Below are 14028 nucleotides of genomic sequence, written 5' to 3'. Positions count from 1 at the left end.
GTGAAGTGAGGTGGCGAGAATGCCGACCCGGGTGATGGAAAAGCCGGTCGATCCGGTGGCCGCGTGGCTGGCCCCGCTCGCGGACGACCCAGCGGGCGCCGTCGCGTTCCTCTCCGAAGTAACCGACCGCGTATCGCGACACCACGGCTCCGGCCGGGTGTTGGTCCCCGGCGGCGGCCCAGTCGCGGACGCACTGGCCGGAGAAGGCTACGAGGTCCACCTGGAACCCGGCCCGCGCTTCGACGCCGGATACCTGGGCGCGGACGTGCTTTCCCGCCTGCCGGACCAACGAGACCAGCTGCGCGCCATCGGCCGCTACAGCCGCCTCCTGCGCCCCGGCGGCGCCCTGGTGGTGCAGGGCCGCCACCCAGATCCGGCGTGCTGGACCGCAGACGCCCGCGTACGCGCGGTAGACGACGTCCGGCAGATCGTGCACCTGACCGACGCGTCGCTGCCGCTGCGCTACGTCTGGCCCGCCGAACTGGACTTGATGGCCGAGCTGGCAGGCCTGGCCCTGGACAGCAGATGGGGCGGTTGGTACGGAGAACCGGTTACGTGCGGGGGTTTCGTAGTCTCGGTCTACCGCAGCTGAGGGGTGTCGTGAGGGGAACCCAGAGGGACTCAGATTCCCTCGGGGTTCCCCTCACGGCTTTTCCCCACCCCGCCATACCGCAGCCGGTGCACCCAACTATCCAGGCACCCAGCCCCCGCCCTGCACCCCGATACGAAGCCTCCCGTCAGCACAATCAGGCTTCGGGGTGCCCCACCGCACCCTTCTTTCCGCGGCGCAGCCGCGCCCTCCCCGCACAAAAAAGACCCGGCCCCCCACCAACGGAAGACCGGGCCACCCCCACGATCAAGATCAAACCGCGTCCGACATCTCCCCGACAAGAATGCTGTGATGCAGCTTCCGCAACGAACTCCCCGGCTCGATCCCCAGTTGCTGCACCAAATTCTGCCGCGCCGAAGCGAACGTCTCCAACGCCTCGGCCCGCCGATTGGACCGAGCGAGCGCAGTCATCAAGTACTCGGTAAACGTCTCCCGAAGCGTATGCTCCTTCGCGAGCGCGGACAGCTGCCCCACCACTTCACGATGCCGCCCGATCAGCAGCTCGGTCTCCATCAGCAACTCAAGACACCCGAGCCGGCTCTCCTCAAGCAAAGTCGCGTACGCCTGCACATCCGGCGAGTCAGTGAACCCGCCAAAAGCCAGCCCGCGCCACAGATTCGTGGCCTCTCGCAGCACCTTCGCCGCCTGGCCGTAGCTACGGTCCCAGTGCAATGTGCGTCCCTGCTCGTAAAGCCGGGTGAACCGGTCAGCATCAAGCTCGTCGATGCCGACGTGCAGCGAATACCCCCGCGGACTGGTCACCACAGGGCTTTCTTCCGCATCTTTACTGGTGCCGCGCAACAGTTTCCGCAGCTGTGACACGTACACGTACAACGCCGCGCTCGCCCGCGCCGGCGGATGTTCGCCCCAGATCTCGCCGATCAGGTGCTCGGCGGTCACCACCTGGTTGTTCTTCGCCAGCAGTACAGACAGCAGGGTCTCGATCTTGCGGGCCCGCGGGGCGCAGACGCCAGGCTGACCGCTCACTCTGATCTGTCCGAGGATTTCGTAGTTCAGCATGACTGCCCTCCGGTGTCTCTCGCGCCGGACCCGCCCGGCGGCGCCCCCAGCGCCGCTGCCTGCCGGTCCGAGCCGGGTCCACCACTGGACCATAGCAAACCGGGAGGTCGGTTTTCAAGATAAAACCGGGAGGTTGGTCTGTTTTGATCTTGAATGGGCGACGGCGGCCAGGTAATAGGCCGGAATCTCTGGTAAACCGGGCGGTCGGTATGTCATGATTGGGCGGTCGGGACGCACACCGTGTCGTTCCCGGCGCGAGACGATGGGGAAGACGGTGACGAAACAGGCCCGTGCGGAGCTCACCAGGCTCCTGCTGCTGGACGCCGCCGCGGCGCTGCTGCACCGCGACGGCTACGCGGCCACGAGCATGGTGGACATCGCGCGCGAAGCGGGCGTGACCAAGGGCGGCCTGTACTTCCACTTCTCGTCGAAGGACGAGATCTGCGACGAGGTGCAATCTGCGGCCGTCGCGGTCCTGCACCAGCACGTCGCGCGAGCGCGCGGGCGCCGTCCGCATCTGCGCAGGCTGGCGGATCTGAGCCGGGCGCTGATGGGCTGGCTCGCCGAAGACGCGAAGGTGGGCGCGAGTTTCCGGCTGGCCCGCGAAATGGGCTCGAACGACCCGCGGTTCGTCGCGTTCGTCCGCGCGTGGCTGGGTCAGGTGCGCGCGCATATCGCCGCCGCGCACGGGGCGGGGGAGCTGAGCCCGCACGTCCGCCCGGACATGGCGGCGCTGCTGGTCGTGGTGACCTGCGTCGGCCTGGAATCGGCCGCGGCGAGCGGGACGATCCCGTCCGGCACGGACCTGGCGAGCACGCTTTCCGAACTGTGGCGGGTGATCGAGGCGGCACAGCCGGCGGATTCGACTGCCGCCGAGGCGACCGGCACCTGAGCGACTGCCAACCACCGCCCGCGGCTGGAGGCAACCGGCACCTGGGCGGGCTGCCGAGCGCGGCTTGCAGCTGAGGTGACCGGCACCTGAGAGGCCGCCGACCGCAGCCTGTGGCTGAAGTGACCGGCACTTGAGCGGGCTGCCGACCACCGCCTGCGGCTGGAGGCAACCGGTGCCTGAGCGGGCTGCCGAGCGCGGCTTGCAGCTGAGGCAACCGGCGTCCGAGAGGCTGCCGACCGCAGCCGAGGTGCCCAACACCTGCGCGAACTGCCACCCGCGGCCGAGACGGTCAGCACCCAAGCGGCCACTCCGCCAGGCCGATCCCCAAGGCGCCCCGCGACAGTCCCGCAGCCCCTTCAGACCCGCGGACCGACCGCCCGGTTTCGCCCGCGCCCCCGGATCCCGCTAGGCGTCGGCGGGAAAAGTCCCGGCCGGATCGAACTTGTGCAGCCGCCGGGGCGGGACGACCGAGTTCAGGATCGTCTGCCACATGAACGTGACCCGCTCGTGCAGGTCCGTCCGCCCGGTCAGCACCTGCGAGCTGAGCTGGGTCCCGGTGAACGACGCGACCACGTACTGCGCGAGATCGTGCGCGTTGACGTCCTTCCGCACGTCGCCCGCCGCCTTCGCGGCGAGCAGGCAGCCGTGGATGGTGTCGGTCCACTGCTTGTACGCGCCCGCGGCGGGCGTGACGAACGAGCCCTGCTCGATGACCAGCCGGATGCTGGCGCGCACGCGCACGTCTTTGCGCAGGCTGTGCCCCATGTTCTGGGTCAGGTCGATGACCGTCTGCAGCCCGGGGCTCTCGATGTCGGCCAGCGGGTCCCACACGGTGAACTGCTCGTTGATCAGCGCGTCCGCGAGCTCTTCCTTGGACTTGAAGTGGAAGTACAGCGCGCCTTTGGTGACCCCGGCCTCGGCGAGGATGTCCGACAGGCTCGCGCCGAGGAAGCCGACCGCGTCGAACCTGGACGCGGCCGCGTCGAGGATGGCATTGCGAGTCTGCTCCGCGCGTTCCTGGCGAGCCACTGTGTCTCCTTTCGGGGGACTGCGGGCCCACGCCGGGCCACGCTGACACTCCAGTCTACCTCCGCATCACCCTCCGGGACCAGAGAAAAAAACCGGTAGGTAGGTATGGTTTTGTCCGCTCGTTTCCGCTAAAAATGTTGTGGGGGTACTGGGGAAGTACTTTTTTTCTGGGAGGACCGACATGGTCGGTACGTTGTTAGAGGAGTCTGTCGGAAGAACCTTCATCATCAACGGCGAGAGTTCGCCGGGCGGAAGCCCGGTCGACTTCCAGCAGACGATCCCGCGCAATCTCGTGCACCGCGCGGCCGTCTCGGAAGTTTTCGTCACTGATCTGAACATCGTGGGCGAGAACCGGTTCGAGGTCGGCGCGCAGTGGCCGCGCCGGCACGGGTTCTTCGGCCCGCGCACCCCGGGATCGCACGATCCCATGCTGTACCTGGAAACGTTCCGCCAGGCGATCATGCTGGTCGCGCACCGCGCGTACGGCGTCTCGCTCGGCACCGCTTTCGTCTCCGGCCGCAAGACCAGCTCTATCACCCCCGAAGGGCTGGTCACCGCGGGCAGGCCGATCGACGTGGTGCTGCGGGCGAGCGTGCGGGACGTGATCCGCCGGGGCGACAACGTCGGCGGCATGCGGTTCGAGTTCGGCTGCTTCCGCGACGGGGAGCTGATCGGCACCGCCTCGGAGACCATTCGCTGTGTGTCCCCGGCGGTTTACCGCCGGTTGCGCGGCGACCACTTCGCGGCGACGCCGTTCCAGGCCATCGCGCTGCCCACGGTGGAACCGGTGCTCGTCGGCCGGGAACGCGGGGAAGACGTGCTGGTCGCGGAGACCGCGACGCCCGGCACCTGGTCCCTGCAGTTCGACCCGGACCACCCGGTCCTGTTCGACCACTCGGTGGACCACGTCCCGGGCATGGTGCTGCTGGAAGGCGCGCGGCAGGCGGCGTTGCTGACGCTCGGAGACCCGTACGCGCTGCCGTTGCGCACGGACTTCGACTTCTCCGTCTACATCGAGTTCGACTCGGAATGCCTGCTGACGGCGGAAGAGATCGGCGTCGACGCGGACGGGTCCAGCCTGGTGCGAGTGGTGGCGGAGCAGAAGGGCCGTCCCGTGGCGAGCGGCACCCTGGCGATGCGCAGGTCATGACTGCCGGCCTGGGGGCGGACAGTACGACCGGGGAAATCCTCGTCACCGGAGCGACCGGGTTCATCGGCTCGGCGGTGCTGCGGGCGTTGCTCGCCCGCGGCGCCGCGGTGCGGGTGCTGGCGCGCGGTGCGGTGCCGGAGTGGATCACGCGATCCGGCGCGCGGATCCACCGAGGCGATCTCACCGACGCCGCCGGGCTGGCCGGGGCGTGCACGGGCGTCGCGACGCTCGTGCACGCCGCGTCCCGGATCGGCGGCACCGAAGAGGAATGCGCCGAGGTCAACGACCGCGGCACGGCCCGGCTCCTCGCGGAAGCGCGGCGTGCGGGCACGCGCCGGATCGTGTACCTCAGCACCTGCGCGGTCTACCGCGACGGCGAGCATCGAGGCGCGCCCGAGGACACGCTCGACCTCGGGCCCGCCTCGGCCACCAGCCGCACCAGGCTGGCCGGGGAACAGCGGGTCCGCGCCGCGGGCGGGATCGTTCTGCGGCCGCACCTGGTGTACGGCGACGGCGACCGGCACGTGGTCCCGGCGCTGGTCAAGTGGCTGCGGGCGGTGCCGGCGTGGGCCGAGGGCGGCAGGTCCCGGACATCAGTGGTCTCGTCGTGGGATCTCGCTGCTGTGCTCAGCGCGTTCGCGCTGGACCCGGCACTGGGCCGGCCCGGCGAGGTGTTCCACGTGGCCGACCCCGAACCGGTGCGGATGCGCGAGCTGCTCGAAGCCGTCTGCACCCTGCTTGACCTGCCGATTCCCGGCCACGACGTACCGCTCGCCGAGCACCGGGCGCGCACGCCGTGGCTCAGCGGGCACCAGTGGTCGCTGCTCACCCGGGACCATTGGTATGCCAGCGAAAAGGTCTGGGACGTCACCGGAGTTTCTCCCGGGCCGGGACTCGGCATCCGAATGGCACGGGCCCGGAACTGGTATCGGGAAACGCTGGCAATTCCCGAGGCCGGGTGAAGATCGAATTCGCGGAAAGTGATCGAACGAATTCGAACTGCAATTGTTCGCGGCGCGCGGCTGTCCGGGGAATTCATCCCGGACGGCCGCCGCTGTTTCCGCGGAGTTCATTTCGGTGGCGTCGGGCACGGGCGCGGCGCGAAGATGATCGTCATGTCCCGACGCGAGCTAGTCGTGCTGGGCTCGGCGAGCCAGACGCCGACCCGGCACCGCAACCACAACGGCTACCTGCTGCGCTTCGACACCGACGGCGTCCTCTTCGATCCGGGCGAAGGCACCCAGCGGCAGATGATGTACGCCGGAGCGACGGCGAGCGAACTCACGCACCTGTGCGTGACCCACTTCCACGGCGACCACAGCCTCGGCCTCGCCGGCATCATCCAGCGGCTGTCGCTGGACGGCGTCGCGCACCCTGTGCGCTGCCACTACCCGGCGTCCGGCCAGGAGTACTTCGACCGGCTGCGGCACTCGACGTCGTTCCACGAGCGCGCCGAGCTGGTCCCGCTGCCGATCTCCGCGCCGGGCCCGCTGGGCGGCGCCCTGTCGGCGTATCCGCTGGAACACCGCATCGACTGCTTCGGCTACCGCTACTCCGAACCGGACGGAATCCGGATGCTGCCGGACGCGCTCGCCGCAGCGGGGGTCCAAGGCCCTGCGGTACGAAAACTCCAGGCCGAGGGTGTCTTCGAGACAGCGGACGGCGTGGTCCGGCTGGAGGACGTGAGCGTGCCGCGCCGGGGCCAGGTGGTCGCGTTCGTGATGGACACGCGCCTGTGCGCGGGCGCGTTCGCCTGCGCGCGAGAGGCGGACCTGCTGATCGCCGAATCGACCTTCCGCGCCGACGATGCCGACCTGGCCTACCGATACGGCCACCTGACCAGCACCGATGCCGGTCGGATCGCGGCCGAGTCGGGCGCCCGGGAGTTGCTGCTGACGCACTTCTCGCAGCGCTACCCGTACGAGGAGGCGGACCGGTTCCGCGACGAGGCCGCGAAGGTGTTCGACGGCGAGATCCACGTGGCACGGGACCTGGACGTGGTGCCGTTGCCTCCGCGACGGTGAAGACTCGCGGAATGCCTCAACCGGTCCCCGCCGACCTGCTGGAAATCGCCGAAGCCCTCGTCCCCGGCTTCGCTGCTGGCTCCGCCCGCCTTGCCGCGCAGGGGAACATGCACCACGTCGTGCTGCTGCCGAGCGTCGCCGCCGTGCGGATCAGCAAACGCCCCGACGCCGCAGCCGAGCTACCGCGCCGAGTCGAGATCCTTCGCGCCATCGCGGCGGCCGGACTGCCTTTCGCCGTGCCAGAGCCGCTGACTCCGGTGACGACGTTCGGAGACCGCGCGGCCGTCGCGGTCTCCTGGATCGACGGCGAGGGCCTGCCGGAAGGCGTCGGCGACCCAGCGGCGTTCGGCCCGCTCTTGACCGCACTGCGTGAGGTTGAGATCTCACCGGAGCTCGAAGCCGTTCTCCACCGGCCGCGCAGATATGCCAACGGCCTGGGCTGGGCGGACCTCTTGCGCGACGAGGTCCTTCCCCGGCTGCCGTCGAAGCGGCGGGACGGAGTCCGGCGACGGCTCGACACGATGCTGGCGCTCGAAGAGGTTCCAGCCAGGCTCGTTCACGGCGACCTCGGCGGCAGCAACGTCCACTTCGACGCGGACGGCAAGCTGACCGGTGTCCTCGACTGGGACCTGGCGAGTTTGGCGGACCCCGCGATCGACGCCGCACTAGTCGCGACCTGGCACGGCTGGGACGTCCTCCGCGCCGCCGCCGACGAGGAGACCTTCCGCCGCGCCCGAGCCTGGAACGACCCGATCGGCGTCGAGCACCTGCACGCGGTCTTCGCGGGCAAGCCTCTGTCGAACGTCGACGGCTTCGTCCGGGCCGTCGCCGCCTGGCTGGAGGCACGCGGCTAGCGCTTCCCGGAAGTTTCGGCGCTCGGGTCGGCGGTGTTCGTGGCAGGGATGAACGCCACCGTCTCGTGGTCGCCCATCCCCGCGCTCGAACCCCGACTAAGCCGCTCACGCGAGGGGGCGCATCGGGCGAGGACCGCTGGAACATCAACGGGAACGCCTCCGTTTGCCTGTTCGGGTGTACTCGCTGGTGACGGCCCAGTCAGCGACCCGAAGTGCGTACGTGCCGGTGCCCGCTGACCGGGAAGTCCGGCGGTGCGGGCGGCAGCAGTTCGTCGAGCGCGTAGCCGCATTTCTCCGCGACCCGGCAGGACGCCGGGTTGTCCTCGGCGTGCAGCAAGTCCAGACGGCTCAACGGGACGACCCGCTGCGTGCCGAGCGCCCACCGCGACGTGGTTTCCAACGCCTGGGTAGCGACGCCACGCCCCCGGGCCTGGGCAGCAGTCCAGTAGCCGACCTCGGCTGTGCCAGCGTCCCGAACCTTCACGACGACGTGGCCGAGCGGCGTGTCGTTCTCGGCCACCACCGCGAAGCTGAACTGTGTCGAGGACTCCCAGCCGGAAGCCTGCGCGTCCAGCCACCGCCGGGCATCGCCGTCGTCGATGAGCGGGGAGGTCAACCGGCGGCGCAACAACGGATCGCGATGCGCGGCGACCAGCGCCTGCCGATCCTCCGGCCGCCACGGCCGCAGCCGCAAAGCGGCCACGGATCCGGTTGGGGGGATGGCGAGGGTGACCGTCACGACCGCCCATTCTGCACCGTCGAGCCTTGTCCGCGAGCCACTCCGGAGCCAGCCCAAAGTCCTTACCCGACACCGGCTTCGGGTGCTGTTCCCGAGAAATTCGGCCCGGGATGCCCCGGCAGTCGGGTAAACTCGCGGCATGCTCATCGAGGTGGACAGAAGCTAGCCGCCGGGTTCTCGGCGGCGCACCGGCCGACGAGTGCCCTGGCAGTAGCTGTCTCCCGCCAACCTCCTCTTCGCGCGATCCGACGCGTGCGCCCAGTCGCGCGCCAGTTCGCGGCGAGGGCACGATGATGCTCAGGAGCACTCATGACGCAGGAAATGCCGCGTCCCGCCTTTGATCCAGAACTAGCCGCGATCCTGCCGACCCTCGACGGCGGCGTACCGGTCGGCATGACAGCAGACCAGCTGCCGCACTACCGGAACCTCCCTTTCCCCACTATCGAAGAACAAATCGGCGACCGTCCGATCCGCTGCACGCACCACACGATCACCGGCTACGAAGGCGCGAAGATCGAGGTCTCCGTCCTGTCGCACGCGGACCACGAGACCCCCGGCGTCGGCATCTACCACCTCCACGGCGGCGGAATGGTCATGGGAGACCGCTTCGCCGCAGCGGGCCCGCTCATCGACTGGGTGCTGAAGCACGACGCAGTCGCCGTCACCGTCGAGTACCGGCTGGCTCCGGAGCATCCCGACCCGGTACCCGTCGAGGACTGCTACGCCGGTTTGCGATGGATGGCCGCCAACGCGGAAACCCTGCGCTTCGCCCCCGACCGCCTGATCATGTTCGGCGGCAGCGGCGGCGGAGGGCTCGCCGCCGGAACCGCGCTGCTGGCGCGCGACCGCAACGGCCCGGCACTGCTCGGCCTGTTGCTGCAATGCCCGATGATCGACGATCGCAACGAGACAGTGTCTTCCCGCCAGTACGACGGCACCGGCGTCTGGGACCGCACGAGCAACCTGACGGCGTGGACAGCAGTCCTAGGCGACCGCCGCGGAACCGCCGACGTCTCGCCCTACGCAGCAGCCGCACGCGCGACCGACCTGAGCGGCCTCCCGCCAACCTTCATCGACGTCGGCTCGGCGGAGGTCTTCCGCGACGAGGATGTAGCCCTCGCGACCGCGATCTGGGCCTCAGGAGGCAACGCCGAACTCCACGTCTGGGGCGGCGCGTTCCACGGCTTCCACGACCTGGCACCACAATCCGCCCTGGCCAAAGCATGCGTCGCGGCACGCGAGTCCTGGCTCGAGCGATTGCTCAGCCGCCCGATTGCGTAACGGGATGGCGCGCCGCCCTGCCGAGGCCGTCGGGGTGGCGCGCACCTGGCGGAACGACGTGATCGACAACGCCACCGCCTTGCGCGGCACGGCGCCCCGGCGTGGATGTCGATCAGAGCTGTCGCTGACCGACGACACCGGTTTCGTGGATCCTGGCTCCGCCGGTCGGTCCGGTTGCTCCGGTTGCTAGGCACGTTCCGTGCCGTAGCTGGATCGCGCTTCGCCCGCCGAGGTCGCCCAAGTCGCCGGGACGGTGTGCACCCCGCCGAACGGCATGACCGACAACCTCACCAGCCCGCAGATCACCAAGCGCTAATCAGCACAGACTCCAACCCAGAGCTACCTCCGACTCATCGCACCGCCTCCGACCGGCCGCATTGCGTCATGCCGGCTGCGCCGCGTCGGACCAGCTGCATCGCGTTCGATCAACTGCGCCGTGTCCGACCGGCCGCGTTACGTCAGGCCAGCTGCGCCGCGTCGGACCAGCCGCATCGCGTTCGATCAACTGCGCCGCGTCCGACCGGCCGCGTTACGCCAGGCCAACCGCACCGCGAGACCAACCGCACCACCTCCGACTCCGACTCATCGCACCACCTCCGAACCAACTGCACCGCGTCAGACCAATTGCCCTACGCCGAACCAACCGCGCCCCGTCGGACCAGCCGCACTACCCCAGGCCAACCGCGCCGCACCAGGCCAACCGCACCATCAACTCGCCACCACCCCACTCTCATCTCCCCAAACCTCCGCTCCAGCACTCACCTCCACCCTTCCCAGCTCCCTCTCCCCGCCACCTCAAGATCATCCCACCCACCACCGACAATTCCGGGCGGCGTGTCGCCACCCCGCCTCGCAAGAGGCCACCACCGCCCGTGACAGACTGCCGAGCGATGTACACGCCGTCTGATCTCGCTGACCTGCTCGAATGCGAGCACCGGAGCATTCTCAAGCAGGCGCTGGCGGCGGGGATACCCGGCGCGCCGCGGCCCAGTTCGGCACCCGATCGGCTGGCGGTGAAGCACGGGCGCGCGCACGAGGCGGCCACGCTCAGCCGGTTGCGCGGCGAGCGGACGCAGGTCGTCGAGATCGAGGAGCACGATCCGGTCGCCGCGGCGAAGGCCACCGAGGAAGCGTTGCGCGCGGGAGCGCCGGTGGTCTACCAGGCGGTGTTCCACGACGGCGATTTCTCCGGCCGCGCCGATTTCCTCCTGCGCGACGACCAGGGCCGCTACGAGGTCTACGACACGAAACTCGCCCGGCACGCCAAGCCGTCCGCGGTCGTGCAGCTCACCGCGTATGCCGACGCTCTGCGCCGCGGCGGCTGGCCCGCCGGCCCGGAGATGCACCTGCTGCTCGGCGACGGCAGCACGCGCAGCCTCCGCGTCGACGACTTCCTCCCGCTGGTGGACCGGCTCCGCGACCGGTTGCAGGACCGTCCGCCGCAGTTGCCGGACCGGGTCTGGGCCGACGAGCGTCCGGCGTGCACCGGATGCGCGTTCGCCGACCACTGTTCGTCCGCGCGCGAGGCCGACCGCGATCTGTCGCTGGTCGCCGGGATGCGCAGCGAGCAGCGGCGCAAGCTGGTGACCGCCGGGCTCGGCACCATCGACGCGCTCGCCGGCTCCGAACCCGCCGACCGTCCGCGCGACATGTCCGAGGGCACGTTCGCCTCGTTGCGCGCGCAGGCCGCGATCCAGGTCCGGCAGGACGAAACCGGTGAGCTGGCCTACGAAATCATCGCCCCGGACGCGCTCGCCGAACTGCCCGAAGCCAGCCCCGGCGACGTCTTCTTCGACATGGAAGGCGACCCGTACGCCCTGGCGGGCACCGGCCTGGAGTACCTCTTCGGCGCGGTCACCCCGGACGAGCGCTTCACCCCGTTCTGGGCACATTCGCGCGCGCAGGAGAAACGGGCGTTCGAGGAGTTCATCGACTTCGCCACCGCACGGCTCGCGGAACACCCCGACGCGCACGTCTACCACTACGCGCCGTACGAGGTCACGGCGATCAAGCGGCTCGCCGCCGTCCACGGCACGCGGGAGGAAGCCGTGGACGAGCTGGTGCGCAGCGGCGCGATGATCGACCTGTATGCCGTGGTACGCAAGGCTTTGCGGGTAGGACAGCGGTCGTATTCGATCAAGTATTTAGAACCACTGTACATGCCGGAAGCCCGTGACGGCGAGGTAAAAACGGCAGCGTCGAGCATCGAGGCGTACGAGGACTACCTGACGCTCTCCTCCGCCGGAAACACCGAACAAGCCGATGAAATCCTGCGCGGCATCGCGGACTACAACGAGTACGACTGCGTCTCCACCTTGCGCCTGCACGAGTTCCTCCACCGCGTGCGCGCCGAAGCCGGAATCGACCTGGCCGAGCCGGAGCCCGAGTCCGAAGTGGACGCTCTGCTCCGCCGCACCGAAGAAGAGGAAGCCGCCCAGCGCCGAGCCGAACGTGCCGCCGCGATGGCGGCTCTGGTGGACCCGCTGCTGGACGGCCTCCCCGAAGACCCCGCGGATTTCACTCCGGACGACCACGCCCGCGCGCTGCTGGCGGCGTCCGTCGGCTACCACCGGCGCGAGACGAACCCGGCGTGGTGGGAGTTCTTCCGGCAGCTAGCCGCCCCGCTCACCGACCTCGAAGTGGACACGACCTGCGCGGTCCCGGTGTCGGTGACCGCTGGCGAGTGGGTGCCGCCGTCCGGCCGGCTGCGCACCGCGAAACGCACGCTGTCCGTGAGGTGCGACCCGGACCGTCCGCATCCGTTCGCACCCGGTGACGACGTGCGCTTGCGCTACGGCGCCGATGCCCGCGACGCGAAAGTCGTGTCCGCGACGGCCGTCGAAGTGACCCTGGAAGAGAGCAGCGCCCCGGATCGGACGTCCAACGACCTTCCCGCGGCGGTCCTGCCGGGCAGCCCCGTCCGTCCGTCGCCGAAGGACGAGGCGGTGGCCGATCTCGCCCGGCTGGTGGGGGAAACTCTGCCTGTGCTGCCGTCACACCCCGGCGTCGACCTGCTCCGCCGCATCCCCCGGCTGCGCGGCGGTTTGCCCGAACCGGGGGAAGATCTGGTCGCCACGGTGATCACCGCGGTCGACCAGCTCGACGGTTCCGTGCTCGCCGTCCAGGGCCCGCCTGGAGCCGGAAAGACTTACCTGGCCGGGAAACTCATCGCGCACCTGGTGCGTTCGGGCCGGACCGTCGGCGTCACGTCGAACAGTCACAAAGCGGTCGAGAACGTGCTGTCGGCGGCCATGGAGAACGCGCCGGAGATGGCCTGCGCCAAGCGTGCGAAGCGGACGCCGGACCCGTCATTGCCTTGGGAACAACCGAAAAACAACACCGCGCTGGTACGTTGGCGTGAAGAACACGACACCGGTCACCTGGTCGGCGGCACGGCGTGGACCTTTGCCAACGCCGCCGTGCGCGAAGAACCCTTCGACGTCCTGGTGATCGACGAAGCCGGCCAGTTCGCCCTCGCGGACGCGCTGGCGGTGTCGATGTGCGCGAAAAACGTGGTGCTGCTGGGGGATCCGCAGCAGCTGCCGCAGGTGGTGCAGGGCACGCACCCGGCGGGCGCGGAAGCGTCCGCGCTGGGCCACCTGATCGGTGACGCGGACATCATCCCGCCGGAACTGGGATATTTCCTCGACCTGACGCGCCGTATGCACCCCGCTGTGTGTGCGCCGGTCTCGAACCTGTCGTACGCCGGGTTGCTGCACTCGCATCCCAGCGCGGAACGTTCGATCGACGGTTTCCCGTCGGGTCTCTACCTGGCGTCGGTCGAGCATCGCGGGAATACCACGCGTTCGGTGGAAGAAGCCGAGGAAGTGGTCTCGGTGATCAAGTCGCTGCACGGCCGTTCGTGGGAAGGCCGGCCGCTCACCGACGCCGATTTCCTCGTCGTGGCCCCGTACAACCTGCAGGCGCGAGTAGTGACGCGTGCGCTGTCCGACGCTGGTTTCGGCGACGTCCGGGTCGGGACGGTGGACCGGTTCCAGGGGCAGGAAGCACCCGTTGTGGTGACGACCATGACGTCCTCGTCGGCGGTAGACTTGCCGAGAGGCCTGGATTTTCTGTTGTCCCGCAACCGGTTGAATGTCGCTCTGTCACGCGCGCAGTCCGTCGCGGTCCTGGTGTGCTCGCCGAAGCTGCTCGAGGCGGACATCAGAACGGTGGACCAGATGCGGCTGGTCTCCGGGATGCTCGGCTTGCTGCGCGACGCCCGCGAGTGGATCGACTGAGCTGCCTGCCCTGGCGGGTTGGCTGAGTTGTGGGCTGCTTGACTGGCCGGTGTGGCTCGACCGTGGGCTGCCTGCCATGGCGGGTGATGCTGGGTTGCTGGGGCCGCTCGCCTTGGCGGATCTGGCTGGGCTGTGGGGGTTGCCTGCCCTGCCCGGGCTAGGACCATGGGCTGCTTGGCCTGGCGGGT

General features: G+C 69.4%; 11 protein-coding genes. 8 read left to right on the top strand and 3 right to left on the bottom strand.

From position 1 onward, the window contains the following. Window positions 1-19 precede the first annotated feature (19 nt). Window positions 20-592 carry a hypothetical protein gene (locus ACZ7SW_RS11230; protein ID WP_470230270.1) on the top strand — a complete coding sequence of 191 codons (573 nt, stop codon included), beginning with the start codon at window positions 20-22 and terminating at the stop codon, window positions 590-592. A 270-nt stretch (window positions 593-862) separates the two neighbouring features. Here ACZ7SW_RS11230 and ACZ7SW_RS11225 read toward each other — a convergent pair whose 3' ends face one another. Continuing rightward, a complete protein-coding gene (locus ACZ7SW_RS11225; RefSeq protein ID WP_470230269.1) occupies window positions 863-1630 on the bottom strand; it encodes an AfsR/SARP family transcriptional regulator in 768 nt (255 codons plus the stop codon). A 274-nt stretch (window positions 1631-1904) separates the two neighbouring features. Here ACZ7SW_RS11225 and ACZ7SW_RS11220 point away from each other — a divergent pair, with 274 nt between their 5' ends. Continuing rightward, a complete protein-coding gene (locus ACZ7SW_RS11220; protein WP_470230268.1) occupies window positions 1905-2522 on the top strand; it encodes a ScbR family autoregulator-binding transcription factor in 618 nt (205 codons plus the stop codon). 405 nt (window positions 2523-2927) lie between these two features. Here the strand turns inward: ACZ7SW_RS11220 and ACZ7SW_RS11215 are convergent, their stop codons facing one another. Then, on the bottom strand, window positions 2928-3551 hold the full coding sequence (locus ACZ7SW_RS11215; protein ID WP_470230267.1) for a ScbR family autoregulator-binding transcription factor: 624 nt from the start codon (window positions 3549-3551) through the stop codon (window positions 2928-2930). 181 nt (window positions 3552-3732) lie between these two features. On the opposite strand from ACZ7SW_RS11215, the gene ACZ7SW_RS11210 reads away from it, so the two are divergent. The 4 genes from ACZ7SW_RS11210 (at window position 3733) to ACZ7SW_RS11195 (ending at window position 7579) form a co-directional block, all read left to right on the top strand. After that, on the top strand, window positions 3733-4701 hold the full coding sequence (locus tag ACZ7SW_RS11210; RefSeq protein WP_470230266.1) for a ScbA/BarX family gamma-butyrolactone biosynthesis protein: 969 nt from the start codon (window positions 3733-3735) through the stop codon (window positions 4699-4701). After that, the gene (locus tag ACZ7SW_RS11205; protein WP_470230265.1) at window positions 4698-5663 is read left to right on the top strand and encodes an NAD-dependent epimerase/dehydratase family protein; all 966 of its coding nucleotides are present in this window, start codon (window positions 4698-4700) and stop codon (window positions 5661-5663) included. Before ACZ7SW_RS11210 ends, ACZ7SW_RS11205 begins: the two co-directional genes overlap by 4 nt. Before the next feature lie 153 nt (window positions 5664-5816). Further along, entirely contained in the window at window positions 5817-6725 is a 909-nt protein-coding gene (locus tag ACZ7SW_RS11200; RefSeq protein ID WP_470230264.1) for a ribonuclease Z, read from the top strand. An 11-nt stretch (window positions 6726-6736) separates the two neighbouring features. Further along, a complete protein-coding gene (locus ACZ7SW_RS11195) occupies window positions 6737-7579 on the top strand; it encodes an aminoglycoside phosphotransferase family protein (protein ID WP_470230263.1) in 843 nt (280 codons plus the stop codon). Between the two features lie 199 nt (window positions 7580-7778). On the opposite strand, the gene ACZ7SW_RS11190 is transcribed toward ACZ7SW_RS11195, so the two are convergent. Then, entirely contained in the window at window positions 7779-8318 is a 540-nt protein-coding gene (locus ACZ7SW_RS11190) for a GNAT family N-acetyltransferase (RefSeq protein ID WP_470230262.1), read from the bottom strand. A gap of 321 nt (window positions 8319-8639) precedes the next feature. Here ACZ7SW_RS11190 and ACZ7SW_RS11185 point away from each other — a divergent pair, with 321 nt between their 5' ends. Beyond that, entirely contained in the window at window positions 8640-9599 is a 960-nt protein-coding gene (locus ACZ7SW_RS11185) for an alpha/beta hydrolase (RefSeq protein ID WP_470230477.1), read from the top strand. Between the two features lie 890 nt (window positions 9600-10489). Beyond that, window positions 10490-13840 (top strand): TM0106 family RecB-like putative nuclease, encoded by a 3351-nt coding sequence (locus ACZ7SW_RS11180; RefSeq protein WP_470230261.1) that lies wholly within the window; start codon window positions 10490-10492, stop codon window positions 13838-13840. The last annotated feature ends 188 nt before the right edge of the window (window positions 13841-14028 follow it).

Source organism: Amycolatopsis sp. NPDC114484 (assembly GCF_055633755.1).
Note: the sequence above shows the minus strand (reverse complement) of the source record. Positions and strands in the feature narration are given on the sequence as shown.

Bases quoted from the DNA above. Each gene is read 5' to 3' on its own strand.
- ACZ7SW_RS11210 (WP_470230266.1), top strand. From the start codon at position 3,733: ATGGTCGGTACGTTGTTAGAGGAGTCTGTCGGAAGAACCTTCATCATC.
- ACZ7SW_RS11185 (WP_470230477.1), top strand. From the start codon at position 8,640: ATGCCGCGTCCCGCCTTTGATCCAGAACTAGCCGCGATCCTGCCGACC.
- ACZ7SW_RS11230 (WP_470230270.1), top strand. From the start codon at position 20: ATGCCGACCCGGGTGATGGAAAAGCCGGTCGATCCGGTGGCCGCGTGG.
- ACZ7SW_RS11195 (WP_470230263.1), top strand. From the start codon at position 6,737: ATGCCTCAACCGGTCCCCGCCGACCTGCTGGAAATCGCCGAAGCCCTC.
- ACZ7SW_RS11225 (WP_470230269.1), bottom strand. From the start codon at position 1,630: ATGCTGAACTACGAAATCCTCGGACAGATCAGAGTGAGCGGTCAGCCT.
- ACZ7SW_RS11180 (WP_470230261.1), top strand. From the start codon at position 10,490: ATGTACACGCCGTCTGATCTCGCTGACCTGCTCGAATGCGAGCACCGG.
- ACZ7SW_RS11205 (WP_470230265.1), top strand. From the start codon at position 4,698: ATGACTGCCGGCCTGGGGGCGGACAGTACGACCGGGGAAATCCTCGTC.
- ACZ7SW_RS11200 (WP_470230264.1), top strand. From the start codon at position 5,817: ATGTCCCGACGCGAGCTAGTCGTGCTGGGCTCGGCGAGCCAGACGCCG.